Origin of the sequence: Pseudonocardia alaniniphila, from assembly GCF_022524485.1 — a bacterium.
GTDB classification, from domain to species: domain Bacteria; phylum Actinomycetota; class Actinomycetes; order Mycobacteriales; family Pseudonocardiaceae; genus Pseudonocardia; species Pseudonocardia alaniniphila.
The window spans coordinates 103,012-116,159 of record NZ_JAKXMK010000027.1 but is presented as its reverse complement, the minus strand read 5'-3'; the positions used below and the strand labels follow the sequence as shown (position 1 = coordinate 116,159).

Genomic DNA, 13,148 nt, shown 5'->3' with positions numbered 1-13,148 from the left:
AAAATGACGATCATTTGTCTTGACGAACAATTGCCGGGTCGAACCGATACCGGGCGACGGCGCAACCCGACCGCAGCGGGCCCGCGGAGTCGCGGGCAGTAGCGTTGACGGTGCCATGAGCGCCACCCTCCAGGCCACCGATCTCGCCGCCGGCCACGGCGCCCGCGTCCTGTTCTCCGGTCTCGACCTGGTGGTCGCACCCGGCGACGTCGTCGGGCTCGTCGGCGCCAACGGCGCCGGCAAGTCCACGCTGCTGCGACTGCTCGCCGGTGAGCTCGAGCCGGAAGAAGGCAAGATCGTCCTCAGCCCGCCGGACGCGACCGTGGGGCACCTCCCCCAGGAGCCCGACCGCCGACCAGGGGAGACGGTGGCCGCGTTCCTTGCCCGCCGCACCGGCGTCAGCGGGGCCCAGGCGGCGATGGACGAGGCGGCCGAGGCGCTCGCGGAAGGTACCGAGGGCTCCGACGACACCTACGCCGCCGCGTTGGACCGCTGGCTCGCCCTCGGCGGGGCCGATCTGGACGAGCGTGCCGCCGATGTCGCCGCTGAGGTGGGACTGGCGGTCGACCTGGACACCCTGATGACCGCCCTCTCCGGCGGGCAGGCCGCCCGGGCGGGGCTCGCCGCGCTGCTGCTCTCGCGCTACGACGTGCTCCTGCTCGACGAGCCGACCAACGACCTCGACCTCGACGGCCTGGAGCGCCTGGAGCGGTTCGTGCAGGGATTGGCGGGTGGGCGGGGAGCGAGCACAGTGATCGTCAGCCACGACCGCGAGTTCCTCGCCCGCACGGTCAACCGCGTCGTCGAACTCGACCTCGCTCAGCAGCAGGTGGGCGTCTACGACGGCGGGTACGACAGCTACCTCGCCGAGCGTGAGGTGGCCCGCCGCCACGCCCGCGAGGCCTATGAGGAGTACGCCGACACCGTCGGTGGGCTCAAGGAGCGGGCCCAGATGCAGCGCAACTGGATGGCCCAGGGCGTGCGCAACGCGCGGCGCAAGGCGACCGACAACGACAAGATCAGCCGGAAGACCCGCGCCGAGGCCAGCGAGAAGCAGGCCGCCAAGGCCCGCCAGACGCAACGGCTGATCGAGCGGTTGGAGGTCGTCGAGGAGCCGCGCAAGGAGTGGGAGCTGCGCATGACGATCGCGGCCGCACCCCGCTCCGGCACGGTCGTGGCGTCGATGTCCGGTGCGGTCGTGCACCGGGGTTCGTTCACACTCGGCCCCATCGACGCGCGCGTCGACTGGGCCGACCGCATCGTGATCACCGGCGCGAACGGGTCGGGCAAGACCACGCTGCTCGGCGCGCTGCTGGGCCGCATCCCCGTCGACTCCGGGACGGCAGGGCTGGGCTCCGGCGTCCGGCTCGGGGAGATCGACCAGGCCCGCGGCCTCTTCCTGGGTCCGCAGCCGCTCACCCGCGCCTTCGGCGAGGCGGTGCCGGACTGGCCCGAGTCGGACGTCCGCACGCTCCTGGCCAAGTTCGGCCTCACCGGGGACCACGCCCCGCGCCCTGCGAACGAGCTGTCCCCCGGCGAACGCACCCGGGCGGCACTCGCCCTCCTGCAGGCCCGTGAGGTGAACCTGCTGGTGCTCGACGAACCCACGAACCACCTCGACCTGCCCGCCATCGAGCAGCTCGAGCAGGCGCTCGACTCGTTCCCCGGCACGGTGCTGCTGGTCACCCACGACCGGCGCATGCTCGACACCGTCCGTGCCACCCGCCGCTGGACGGTGGCGGACGGACAGCTCACGGAGTCATGAGCCGCCAACGGTAGCCGGCACACCGGCGCCAGGGCGGGTGAAGCGCCCCGGCACCGGTGCGCGGGCGAGAGGTGAACCGTCGGCCGGGCCGATCAGCTCGAGCGGGTCTTCGGCGCGTTCATAGCGGTGCGGGCGGGGTCGTGGTCCACGACGTCGCCCAGCGCCTCGTCGATGCGCTTCATGACCTCCGGCTCCAGCTTCACACCCGAGGCCTTGGCGTTCTCCGCCACCTGCTCGGGCCGGCTCGCCCCGATGATCGCCGCGGCGACGTTGTCGTTCTGCAGCACCCAGGCCACCGCGAGCTGCGCCATCGACAGGCCCAGGTCGGCAGCGATCGGCTCGAGCTGCTGCACGCGGGTGAGCGTCTCGTCGTTCAGGAAGCGCTTGATCGTGTTGGCGCCGCCCTTCTCGTCCGTGGCCCGTGACCCGGAAGGAAGCTCCGCACCCGGCCTGTACTTGCCGGTGAGCACGCCCTGGGCGATCGGGGAGAAGACGACCTGGCTGACCCCCAGCTCCGCCGACGTGGGGACGACCTCGGCCTCGATCACCCGCCAGAGCATGGAGTACTGCGGCTGGTTCGAGACGAGCTGGATCCCGAGCTCGGTCGCGAGGGCGTGGCCTGCCCGCACCTGCTCGGCCGTCCACTCGCTGACCCCGATGTAGTGCGCCTTGCCCGCCCGCACGACGTCGGCGAAGGCCCGCATCGTCTCCTCGAGCGGGGTCTCGGTGTCGTACCGGTGTGCCTGGTAGACGTCGACGTAGTCGGTCTGCAGCCTCGTCAGGCTCGCGTCGATCGACTCCATGATGTGTTTGCGGGAGAGGCCGCTGTCGTTGGGCCCCTTCGGCCCGGTGGGCCAGTAGACCTTCGTGAGGATCTCCAGCGACGCCCTGCGCTCGCCCTTCAGCGCCTCACCGAGCACGGTCTCGGCCGCGCCGTTGGCGTAGACGTCAGCGGTGTCGAAGGTGGTGATTCCGGCATCGAGAGCAGCGCGGACGCACGCGGTGGCGGCGTCGTTCTCGATCTGAGACCCATGGGTGAGCCAGTTGCCGTACGTGATCTCCGAGATCTTCAACCCGGAGTCGCCCAAATACCGATATTCCACGGCCAGACATTAGGTCCAGGGTGAGCAGGGCACCACGGGAGCGGGATCACAGCACGTGCGACGTCGAAAGGGGTGGCACGCCGGCACACTGCACGTACCGGTCGTACCACCCCTTGGGGGACTCAGGGCGATGCTCAGGCCTCCGGCTGCCCCTCCTGCAGCCCTATGGCGAAGCGGAGCTCGGGCTGGCCATCGGCGCCCGGCACCGGCTGGACGTCGAGCACCTTGTCGTCCAGGACCTCCGCCGCCGTCGGTTCGAGGAAGACGCTCACCCCCTCACCGGAAAGGACCACGTCTTCCGCAGCAGGCTGGCCTGCGAGGGAGAGTTCTAGGCCCTGCTCGGGGTCGGGGGCGGAGATGCGCAGGCCCCCACCGTCGGGCAGCTCGGCGTCGGTGGTCAGGGACTTGATGGCTTCGGCCGCGTTATCGGTGATTGCCAACATCGGCGCAACGGTAGGGCGACGAGGCCTCGCCCGCAGCGTGGAGCAGCCCGATCGGTGGCCGATCAGCCGAAGACGTCGGGATCCGGTCCGAGGCGACGGCCGTTCTCGAGCTCGCTGATGCTCGCCACGTCGTCGTCGGAGAGCTCGAAGTCGAACACGTCGATGTTCTCGCTGATGCGCGAGGCCGTCACCGACTTCGGGATGACGATGTTGCCGAGCTGGAGATGCCAGCGCAGCACGATCTGGGCGGGGCTCTGCCCGTACTTCTCGGCGAGCGCCACGACCACCTGCTCGGCGAGCAGGTCCCCGCCCTTGCCCAGCGGGCTCCAGGCCTCCGTCGCGATCCCGTGCTGCTGGTGGTAGGCGCGCAGCTCGGTCTGCGGGAGCCAGGGGTGCAGCTCGATCTGGTTCAGCGCGGGCACCGTGCCGGTCTCCGCGGCCAGGCGCTGGAGGTCGGGGACGCGGAAGTTGGAGACCCCGATCGCGCGCGCCTTGCCGTCCGACGCGATCTTCTCGAAGGCCCGCCAGGTCTCGACGAAAAGGTCCGCCTTCGGACGCGGCCAGTGGATCAGGAAGAGGTCGACGTGGTCGAGGCCGAGGCGCTCCAGGCTCTCGTCGAGGGCGGCGATCGCCTCGTCGTGACCGTGGCGGCTGTTGGCCAGCTTGGTGGTGACGAAGACCTCGCCGCGCGGCAATCCCGACTCGCGGATCGCCTGCCCGACGCCTTCTTCGTTGTTGTAGCCCTGCGCGGTGTCGATGTGTCGGTAGCCGGCCTCCAACGCCATGCGTACGGCGGGGGCGGTCTGGGCCGGGTCGATCTGGAAAACGCCGAATCCCAGCTGGGGGATCGAGACGCCGTTGTTGAGTCGAACCTTCGGTACGCGCGACATGAACCGGAGGCTACCCACGAGGCCCCGGCGCTAACTGCTCCACACCTCGGCCACGGCCTCGGCAGCCGCAGCAGCCTGCGCTCGCCCGGCCCGTGCCGAGGGGGCCCGGCGCGCGGGGTCGAGCACGTTGCGACCGATGGCCGTCACCGCCGCGGTGTCCGGGCTCACCACCGTGACCCGGGATCCGTCGGCGCGCAGCGTCGCAACGTGCGCGTCCACGCCGACCAGCGGCCCGATCCCCCGCACGACGGGCGCGATGACGACGACCCGGGGGAACCCGGCGGCGAGGTCGGCGTTGACCGGCGAGCGCACCCCGCCGTCGATGAAGCGGCGGCCCGCCGTGGTCACCGGCGGCCAGATCCCCGGCACCGCGCAGCTGGCCGCCACGGCCTCGACGAGCGGCGCGCCCGTGTCGCGGTCGAACACGACGAACTCGCCGGTGTGGGCGTCGACGGCGGTGATGCGCAGCGCGCGCTCCGGCCACTCGTGCACCGGCAACCGCTCCCCGATCACCCTGATCCGCTCGGCCTCGGGCACAGAGCTCGCCCGCAGCGCGAGCCTCCCGATACGGGCCCGCACCCGCTGCGCGTCGGGTCGCCCGATCATCGCGAGCCCCAGCCGCAGCATCGTGCCCTTGTCGAGCGCCGCGGCGCGCTCGCCTGGGGGCTGGGCGAGCTGCGCCCCGTACCGCTCCTCGACGTCGACGCCGGTGGCGATCTGGGCGCCGACCACGGCACCGGCCGACGTGCCGACGATGAGGTCGGCGCCGGTGAGGTCGATGCCCCGCTCGGCCAGCCCGGCGAGGAGCCCGAGCTCCCACGCGATTCCGGTGATGCCCCCACCGCCGAGTACGAGCGCCCGATCCGTCATGGGGTGACCTCCCTTGCGGCCCACCGGCCGAGCACGACGACAGTGACGACGGCGGTGATCGCCAACCCGCGCTCCACCAGCCCGAGCGGCACCAGCTGCCACCAGGGCACACCGGTGAAGGGGCGCAACGCGACGGCCGCGAGGATCACGCCGAGCCACCCCAGTGTGAGCGCGCCCGACCACCGCGACCAGGCCGCGAACGCGCCCCACCGCGGATCGGCGCGCCACCGCCTGCCCAGCGCCAGCGCCGCCAGGGGCAGGCTGCTGAACGCGGCCAGGCTCGCGAAGCGGTGCACGTACCCGCTCGGTGTCGGCCCCACGGACCAGTTGGCCTTGTCGAACGCGACGACGGCCACGAGTGCCACCGTCCAGACCGTCAGGAGGGCCGCGGCGATCGAGCGCCTTGACACGATCCCGGCCCGCACCAGTGCCAGCAGCACGAGCGCAGAACCGGCCGCGAGCCCCAGCACACCGACGTCGAACATCCAGTCGGAATCGCCGAGCGCGTACTCGCTGATCGTGCGCCGCACGGGGTTGACCTGCTCTGCCGCAACGACGTGCAGCAGCCCCACCAGCACCACCGCGATCCCCGCGCCCACCAGCCCCAACGCCGCCAGCGTCCTCGTCATCGCAGGGTCAGGTGGTGCAGGAGCGGACACGGGCTTCCTCCTGGGGAGCGTGGGGTTGCACCGTGAACGACGACCGGGGCGGCGCCGTTCCCCACGATCCGAGCCGGGGAACCGGCGGTCATCCGGCGCTTGCCGGGGTCGTTCGGTCTGCCTGACGCAGCAGCGCCGGGATCGCAACGCCCGCGACGATGAAGGCGATCCCGAGCCAGGTCGGCCCACCGTCGAGGACGAGGCTGAGGACGCCGATCGGGACGAGCCACCTGGCCAGCGGGTCGAGCAGCGAGACGAGCGACGGCGACGGCTCGGTGCGGCCCTGCTCCCGCGCGACCCGAGCCCGTGCGACGCCGGGGTACCACTCGGAGAACTGCAGCGCGACGATGATCGCTCCGATCTGGATGACCCAGCCCGTCCAGATGTTGTCGCTGTTCTGCAGCACGGCGTCGCCGTAGAAACCCGCGACGGCGGAGACGAGGAACGCACCCGCCCACACCCCGGTGATCACGTAGTTGGTGTGGAGGAAGGTCGGCAGGTGCCAGTACTTCCGGTCGACCTGCTCGCGGGCGTACTGCAGGGTGAACGGCCTGCGCGCGAGCATGGAACCGGCAGCGATGAGCACCAGCGTGATGTTGCTGATCTCCCCGATCCAGGTCTCCAGCCACGCCTTGCCGGCGGGGTTGATCAGCAGCACGAGCATGAGCAGGCCGGCGAAGAAGATCACGTCGACCACGGTGAGCAGCTTCAGGGAACGCCCGCGGGCGATGTCGGCGACGAGGAAGACCACGGACAGTGCGAGGGCGATCCCCGCGGCCCATTCGATCCAGCCCTCCCCCTCCAGGACGCCCAGCGCGATCCAGGGGGAGAGGCCGGTGAGCGGTCCGTCCAGGATCCGCCCGAGGCGGCTCGGGCTGCCGGTCGCCGGTGTCGCCGCTGAGTCGCCGGTCATGTCCCCTCCCGTCCCCGGTGGAACGAGCGTCCTGGAGTGAGCTCGCCGTGCCACGTCATGCGTTACGCGACGAGGCGCCGTCGGGCTCCTGGCCGGTCCAGGTCAGGAGGTCGGGGTGAGGCCGAGCGCGTGGGCGGCCAACTGCGCGAGATGGACCGGTTCGCGGGTGCCGGCCTGGCGGAGCTGGGTGCGGCAGCTGAAGCCGTCGGCGACGACCGCAACGGCCGGGTCCGCCGCGCGCACCGCGGGGAGGAGCACCCGTTCGGCGCACGCCATCGACACGTCGTAGTGGCCCTTCTCGAACCCGAAGTTGCCTGCCAGCCCGCAGCAGCCCGAGTCGAGCACCTCTGCCTCGACGCCGAGTGCGGCCATGACGGCACGGTCGTCGTCGGTTCCGAGCTCGGCGTGCTGGTGACAGTGCACCTGGACGAGCGCCCGCAGGCCCGGCGTGACGACGCCGTCCCTCAGCTCGTCGGCGTGCTCGGCGAGCAGCTCGGCGAAGGTGCGCACGCCCGTGGCCGCGAGCCCGGCAAGCGGGTCGCCGGGGAGCAGCTCGGCGGCGTCGGCACGCAGCGCTGCCGTGCACGACGGTTCGAGCCCGACGACGGGCACACCCTCCAGGAGCCACGGCTCGACCGTGCGCAGGCTGCGGCGCAGCACACGGCGCGCGGTGTCGACCTGGCCCGTGGAGGTCCAGGTGAGCCCGCAGCACACCTCCCGTGGCGGCAGCTCCACGGCGTAGCCGAGCCGTTCGAGCACGGCGACGGCGTCGGCGGCGACCGTGGGGTCGAAGTGGTTGGTGAACGTGTCGGGCCACAGCAGAAGACGGCCCCGCGACGCGTTGGCCGCGCCGGCATGGCGCCGACTCCGCCGGCCACCGGTGTAGCGGCGGCGGGCGATCGGCGGGATCGCGCGCTGCGGGTCGATCCCGCCCACCCGCTTCGCCAGCGCCCCCAGCCTGCCCCGCCCGGCGGCATTCAGGCCGTCGACCATGCGGGCCGGGAGCCATCCCACCAGGAGTAGCCATCGCGGCAGGGCGCCCATGGAGTAGTGCGACGCCGGTCGCAGCTTGCGCCGGTAGCGCTGAGCGAGGAACTCGGTCTTGTAGGCGGCCATGTCCACGCCCACCGGGCAGTCGCGCTTGCAGCCCTTGCAGGACAGGCACATGTCCAGCGCCTCGGCCACCTCGGGTGACTGCCAGCCGCCGGTGACGACCTCTCCGGAGGCCATCTCGAACAGCAGCCGGGCGCGTCCGCGGGTGGAGTGCATCTCCTCGCCCGTCGCGCGGTAGCTCGGGCACATCACCCCGCCGTGGTCGGTGATGCATTTGCCCACGCCGAGGCAGCGGCGGGTGGCGCGGGTGAACGAACCGCGGTCGTGCCCGAACGCCAGCACCGGCTCGTCGGGAAGGGTCGGCATGCCGACGAACACGCGCAGGTCCTCGTCGAGCTTCGCGGGGCGGACGACCCGGCCGGGGTTCATCCGGTCGTCGGGATCCCAGACCCCCTTGAACTCCTCGAACGCCGCGATGATCTCCGGCGGGTACATGCGCGGGAGCAACTCGGCGCGCGCGGCGCCGTCGCCGTGCTCCCCCGAGAGCGAGCCGCCGTGCGCGACGGCGAGGTCGGCCGCGTCCTCCATGAAGCTGCGGAAATCGGCGATCCCGGTAGAGCTCGCCAGGTCGAAGTCGATGCGGATGTGCAGGCAGCCGTCCCCGAAGTGCCCGTAGTAGGCGCCCCGCCGACGGTGCCGGCTGAGCAGGGCGTCGAACTCGCGCAGGTAGGCACCGAACCGCTCCGGCGGCACGGCCGCGTCCTCCCACCCGGGCCAGGCCTCACCGCCGTCGGGCGAGCGCGTGACGATGCCGGCGCCGTCCTCCCGGATCCGCCACAGCGCCTTCATCGCCGCCGGATCGGAGACGACCACGCTCGTCGCCCCGTAGGGCTTCATCGCCGTGACGACGGCGTGCGCCGCGGCCTCGGCCTCGGCCCGGGTGGCACCGCCGGTCTCGACGTAGAGCCAGCCGCCGCCCTCGGGAAGCGTGCGCGATGCCGTCTCCGCTGGGTTGTGCGCGCGCAGCGCCGCGATCAGCCCGGCGTCCATGCCCTCGATCGTCAACGGGCGGAGATCCCGCACCACGGTGACGTGGTCAGCAGCCAGGTAGGCGTCGGGAAAACCGAGCACGGCCAGCGCGCGCACCGGAGGCGACTCGACGAGCCGGACCGTGGCCTCCAGCACCGTCACGCAGGTGCCCTCGGTGCCGACGACGGCCCGGGCCAGGTCGAACCCCTTCTCCGGGAGCAGCTGGTCGAGGTTGTACCCGGACACCCGCCGGGTGAGATCCGGGAACGACGCGCGAACGCCGTCGCCGGCGCGCTCCGCGAGCTTGCGGAGCGCGTCCGGGACGCGTCCGGTGGCAGGCACGCCCCGGCCCAGCTGCAGGTACTCCCCGCGGTAGGTGAGCACGTCGAGCGCGTGGACGTTGTCGACCGTCTTGCCCCAGGCCACCGAGTGCGAGCCGCATGCGTTGTTGCCGATCATCCCGCCCAGCGTGCAGCGGTTGTGCGTGGACGGGTCGGGCCCGAACGTCAGGCCGTGCGGGCGAGCCGCGTCGCGCAGCGCGTCGAGCACGAGGCCGGGCTGGACCCGCGCCGTGCGGGCCTCGGGATCGATCTCCAGCACCCGGTTCAGGTGCTTCGTGAAGTCCAGCACCACCGCCGTGTTGACCGCCTGCCCGGCGATGCTCGTGCCTGCGCCGCGCGGGAGCACCGGCACCCCGTGGGTGCTGCAGACCGACACAGCGGCCTCGACGTCGTCGGGGTCGAGCGGGGTGACCAGCCCGATCGGCACCCGCCGGTAGTTCGAGGCGTCGGCGGAGTACATCGCGCGGGTGGCGGTGTCGAACCGGACGGGCCCACGGACGGCCTTGGCGAGGTCGGCGTGCAGATCGGAGGTGTCGGAGGAGGTGGGATGGGGCGTGCTCACGGGTTCAGTCTGGGGTGTTCGACGATGACGCACGTTCCGAGCCGGACGTGGGCTTGGCCGCAGGGGGCGCGGCCGGTTTGTCACCGTGGCCATGTCCGTGGCCATGTCCATGCCCGTGGCCGTGTCCGCTCACCGCACCCGGCACCGGGTCGCCCGCCCGCAGCGGTACGTCGTGGTAGCGGCCTTCATGGGCGATGATCGGCCGCTGGTCACCTGCCAGCTCAGGGTGCTTGGCCTCGAGCCGCTGGCGCCGCTCCCATTGGCGGCGCAGCCCGGTGACGTACTCGCGGTTCCCCTCGTAGGTGCCGCGCCAGGTCTGGGGCATCTGCTCCTTCCCGAGCCCCGTGTCGGCCTGGCCGCCGAGGCTGAACCCCGCCGGGATCTTGCGCGTCTCCCCGCCGCAGGACGGGCAGGCCGGAGCGGCCGCGCCGAACGAAGCGAGGTGCTCGAAACGCATCCCGCACTCGCACTTGAAAACGTAGATCGGCATGTGCCCCTCCGAGCGGAACGGCGGCGGTCGACGTGGCCGGTCGACCGCCGCCACCCTCACCAGTTCTGGATCGACTTCGTCAGGATGTCGGCGATGTCGTCCTCGGTCGGCATCTTCGGGCACGTGGCCAGGAGCCGCTGCTGCTTCATCGTGCCCGGCACGAGATCGGGCACGTCCGACTCGGTGTAGCCGACGGCGCCGATCCCGTTGGGGATGTCGATGTCACGCATGAGCGAGATCAGCACCGACGGAAGCTGCTCGCGCGGGTCGTTCGCCTTGTCCGCGCGCGGATCCATCAGCTCGGCCGCCCGCAGGTGGCGTTCCGGCGCGCTCTCGAAGGAGAACCGGAACGCCTCGGGCGCGGTGAGCGACACCGACTGCCCGTGCGGGACCATCGGCTCCTCCTCCGGATAGCCCGCGGGGTGGTAGTCCTTCACCATCCCGGCGATCGGGTAGGCGTTGGCGTGCGGGATGTGCACGCCCGAGTTGCCGAATCCCATTCCGGCGAAGGTGGCGGCCATCATCATGTTCGAGCGCGCCTCGAGGTTGTCGGCGCCTTCGTGCACCGCCTTGCGGAACGACTGCGCGATGAGGTTCATCGCCTTCTCGCACCACAGGTCCGACACCGGGTTGGAACCGCAGTAGGTGACCCGCTCCTCGGGCTTCTTGCGGTCGAACGTGGTGTACCAGCGTGCGGTGTAGCTCTCCACCGCGTGGCAGACGATGTCCATGCCGGACGCCGCGGTGACCTGGGCCGGCAGGCTCATCGTCAGCAGCGGGTCGATCACGGCGAGGGCCGGGCGCAGCCGCCAGTGGCTGATCCCGGTCTTGACCTTCATCGACAGGATGTCCAGCACGCACATCGCGGTGGACTCCGAGCCGGTTCCCGCCGTGGTCGGGATCGCGATCAGCGGCTTGAGCTGCCCCGGCGGCACCTTGGCGTTGCCGATCGGCTTGTTGATGTAGTCCATCAGCTCGCCGGGGTGGCTGGTGAGCAGGTTGATCGCCTTCGCGGTGTCGATCGCCGACCCGCCGCCGACGGCGATGAACCCGTCCCACGGCCCCTGCGCGCGGGCGTACTCGGTGGCCTTGTTCATCGAGTCGTCGGTGGGCTCGACGTGCACGCCGTCGAAGATCTCCGACTCGATGTCGTAGCGCCGCAGGTTGTCGGCGATGCGTTGTGGCGCCCCGAGCGAATGGATCCCCGGGTCGGTGACGATCAGCACGCGCCTCGCGCCGAGACCGGCCATCTCGAAGCCGACCTCGTCGGAAGCGCCGGCGCCGAACTTCAAGGGCGGCGCACCCCAGGTGAAGATCGTCTCCTCGGTGAGCTCCACGTCGGGCACTGTCATTTATTTCGCCTCCGCGGGAAGAAGTACGTCGACGGGCGTCACGTGTACGAGCCCTCCGGCGCCAGGCGCAGCTGGTGGATCTGCTCGGCGTCGTGCCCGAACACCATCGTCGCGTTGGTGTCCTCCTGGATGCCCCGCAGCTTCTCCACCGACGCGTAGAACTGCTCCAGGTTGTTGACGATGGCCGCGGGCGTGGCGGGAGGGCCGTAGCTCTCCCCCATGTAGACCGCATCGGAGGTGAAGATCATCGTGCCGGAGTCGGGGAGGGTGACCTGCATGGACATCGTGCCCACGGTGTGCCCCGGCGTCTCGATGAGCTTCACCCCGGGTAGGAACTCGGTGTCGCCGGAGACCGTCTGGAAGTCGAGGCCCTCGTAGTCGGTCTTGAGGTGTGCGCCGTTGAACAGGCCGCCGAACCCGAAGGCGAACTCCCGCTCCTTCTCGTGGCAGACGAGCTTCGCGTTGGTGTTCTTGAACATCTGGGCGTTGCCGGCGTGGTCGAAGTGCAGGTGCGACAGGATGACGTAGTCGATCTCGTCGAGCCCCACGCCCATCTGGTTCAGGCGGGAGTCGAGGTACTCGTCGTCGGAGACCTTGTCGTACGGGAAGAACTCCTGCAGTCCGGTCGGCCCCCAGCGCTCCTCCCAGTCACGCGGGCAGCTGGTGTCCCAGAGGATCTTGCCCTCGTCGGTCTCCACGAGCACGCAGTGGGAGGGGACGTCCACCCATGGCGCCGGGTTGTTCTTGTGGCTCCGATCGACGATCGAGCGCCCTGGCTTCAACAGCAACCAGGTCAGGTCCGCGGTCATCGCCCCGCACGGGATCACGCTCACCTTGTTCGCAGTCGCCATCGTGGTCCTCTCGACATTGAGATACGGCCCGCGCGCCCAGCACGTTCCAGGGCCGACCGTGGCATGTGGCATGCCACTCGTCAATGCATTCGCACTCGACCATGGATCAGGGTCCGGTCCACCCCAGATCGACGTCGACGCTGCCCGCAGGCGCCCCCGCTTCCTGCGCGATGAGCAGCTCCGCGGTGCGCAGGAGGTGCGCCCTCATCGCCTCGGCGGCGCCCGCCACATCACGGGCCTCGATGCGGTCGAGCACCTCGCGATGCTCGGCCACGATGTCGTCGAGGCTGCGCGACCGGCTCACGGTCGAGACGCCGCGGCGCAGCACCATGTCCCGCAGCCCGTCGACGTACGTGGCGAGCCGCAGGTTCCCCGACGCCTGCAGCAGCACGAGGTGGAACCGGCGGTCGTGCTCCCACATCCGGTACTCGTTCCCGGCACGGGCAGCGCGCTCCATCGCCTGGTGGAGCCTGCGCAGCTCACGGCGGCCCGCCTCGTCGATCTGCCGGCACGCGCGGCGCGTGGCCGGCACCTCCAGCAGCAGGCGCAGCGCGAAGACCTCCTCCAGGTCGTGCAAGGACGTCTGCAGCACCCGCACCCCGCGGTTGCGCTCGAAGCGGACCATGCCCTGCTGGGACAGCTTGATCAGCGCCTCCCGCACGGGCGTGCGCGAGACGCCGAGCTGCGTGGCCAGCGTCTGCACCGAGTGCAGCGTGCCGGGTTGCAGCTCTCCCGTGATGACGGCGGCGCGCAGCGCGTCGAGCACCTGTGCGTTGACCGCCTCGGTCTGCCGGACCTGCTTCACCCCGCCGCCCCGGGACGGGACG

The 13,148-nt window shown here is 71.2% G+C and carries 12 protein-coding genes; 1 reads left to right on the top strand and 11 read right to left on the bottom strand.

The window, feature by feature from the left end:
- Positions 1 to 115: 115 nt before the first annotated feature.
- On the top strand, positions 116 to 1,765 hold the full coding sequence (locus MMF94_RS28590; protein ID WP_241040309.1) for an ABC-F family ATP-binding cassette domain-containing protein: 1,650 nt from the start codon (positions 116 to 118) through the stop codon (positions 1,763 to 1,765).
- Positions 1,766 to 1,857: 92 nt separating this feature from the next.
- On the opposite strand, the gene MMF94_RS28585 is transcribed toward MMF94_RS28590, so the two are convergent.
- The 11 genes from MMF94_RS28585 to MMF94_RS28535 form a co-directional block, all read right to left on the bottom strand.
- Entirely contained in the window at positions 1,858 to 2,868 is a 1,011-nt protein-coding gene (locus MMF94_RS28585) for an aldo/keto reductase family protein (protein ID WP_241040308.1), read from the bottom strand.
- Between the two features lie 134 nt (positions 2,869 to 3,002).
- Positions 3,003 to 3,311 (bottom strand): adhesin, encoded by a 309-nt coding sequence (locus MMF94_RS28580; protein ID WP_241040307.1) that lies wholly within the window; start codon positions 3,309 to 3,311, stop codon positions 3,003 to 3,005.
- A gap of 62 nt (positions 3,312 to 3,373) precedes the next feature.
- On the bottom strand, positions 3,374 to 4,201 hold the full coding sequence (locus tag MMF94_RS28575) for an aldo/keto reductase (protein WP_241040306.1): 828 nt from the start codon (positions 4,199 to 4,201) through the stop codon (positions 3,374 to 3,376).
- Positions 4,202 to 4,231: 30 nt separating this feature from the next.
- Positions 4,232 to 5,071 (bottom strand): patatin-like phospholipase family protein, encoded by an 840-nt coding sequence (locus tag MMF94_RS28570; protein WP_241040305.1) that lies wholly within the window; start codon positions 5,069 to 5,071, stop codon positions 4,232 to 4,234.
- Positions 5,068 to 5,730 (bottom strand): DUF998 domain-containing protein, encoded by a 663-nt coding sequence (locus MMF94_RS28565; RefSeq protein WP_241040304.1) that lies wholly within the window; start codon positions 5,728 to 5,730, stop codon positions 5,068 to 5,070. Before MMF94_RS28565 ends, MMF94_RS28570 begins: the two co-directional genes overlap by 4 nt.
- A gap of 88 nt (positions 5,731 to 5,818) precedes the next feature.
- Positions 5,819 to 6,643 (bottom strand): hypothetical protein, encoded by an 825-nt coding sequence (locus MMF94_RS28560; protein WP_241040303.1) that lies wholly within the window; start codon positions 6,641 to 6,643, stop codon positions 5,819 to 5,821.
- 102 nt (positions 6,644 to 6,745) lie between these two features.
- The gene (locus tag MMF94_RS28555) at positions 6,746 to 9,628 is read right to left on the bottom strand and encodes an FAD-binding and (Fe-S)-binding domain-containing protein (protein WP_241040302.1); all 2,883 of its coding nucleotides are present in this window, start codon (positions 9,626 to 9,628) and stop codon (positions 6,746 to 6,748) included.
- Positions 9,629 to 9,632: 4 nt separating this feature from the next.
- Complete coding sequence (locus tag MMF94_RS28550) at positions 9,633 to 10,118, bottom strand: FmdB family zinc ribbon protein (RefSeq protein ID WP_241040301.1); 486 nt, start codon at positions 10,116 to 10,118, stop codon at positions 9,633 to 9,635.
- Between the two features lie 56 nt (positions 10,119 to 10,174).
- Positions 10,175 to 11,470, bottom strand: coding sequence for a hydroxyacid-oxoacid transhydrogenase (locus MMF94_RS28545; RefSeq protein WP_241040300.1), 1,296 nt, complete (start codon positions 11,468 to 11,470; stop codon positions 10,175 to 10,177).
- A 38-nt stretch (positions 11,471 to 11,508) separates the two neighbouring features.
- Complete coding sequence (locus MMF94_RS28540; protein WP_241040299.1) at positions 11,509 to 12,321, bottom strand: N-acyl homoserine lactonase family protein; 813 nt, start codon at positions 12,319 to 12,321, stop codon at positions 11,509 to 11,511.
- Positions 12,322 to 12,427: 106 nt separating this feature from the next.
- Positions 12,428 to 13,126: a GntR family transcriptional regulator gene (locus MMF94_RS28535; protein ID WP_241040298.1), complete on the bottom strand. Its 699-nt coding sequence runs from the start codon at positions 13,124 to 13,126 to the stop codon at positions 12,428 to 12,430.
- Between the last annotated feature and the right edge of the window lie 22 nt (positions 13,127 to 13,148).

Excerpts from the sequence above, each read along its gene's own strand:
- MMF94_RS28575 (WP_241040306.1), bottom strand. The coding sequence starts at position 4,201 with ATGTCGCGCGTACCGAAGGTTCGACTCAACAACGGCGTCTCGATCCCC.
- MMF94_RS28570 (WP_241040305.1), bottom strand. The coding sequence starts at position 5,071 with ATGACGGATCGGGCGCTCGTACTCGGCGGTGGGGGCATCACCGGAATC.
- MMF94_RS28580 (WP_241040307.1), bottom strand. The coding sequence starts at position 3,311 with ATGTTGGCAATCACCGATAACGCGGCCGAAGCCATCAAGTCCCTGACC.
- MMF94_RS28550 (WP_241040301.1), bottom strand. The coding sequence starts at position 10,118 with ATGCCGATCTACGTTTTCAAGTGCGAGTGCGGGATGCGTTTCGAGCAC.
- MMF94_RS28590 (WP_241040309.1), top strand. The coding sequence starts at position 116 with ATGAGCGCCACCCTCCAGGCCACCGATCTCGCCGCCGGCCACGGCGCC.
- MMF94_RS28545 (WP_241040300.1), bottom strand. The coding sequence starts at position 11,470 with ATGACAGTGCCCGACGTGGAGCTCACCGAGGAGACGATCTTCACCTGG.
- MMF94_RS28540 (WP_241040299.1), bottom strand. The coding sequence starts at position 12,321 with ATGGCGACTGCGAACAAGGTGAGCGTGATCCCGTGCGGGGCGATGACC.
- MMF94_RS28560 (WP_241040303.1), bottom strand. The coding sequence starts at position 6,643 with ATGACCGGCGACTCAGCGGCGACACCGGCGACCGGCAGCCCGAGCCGC.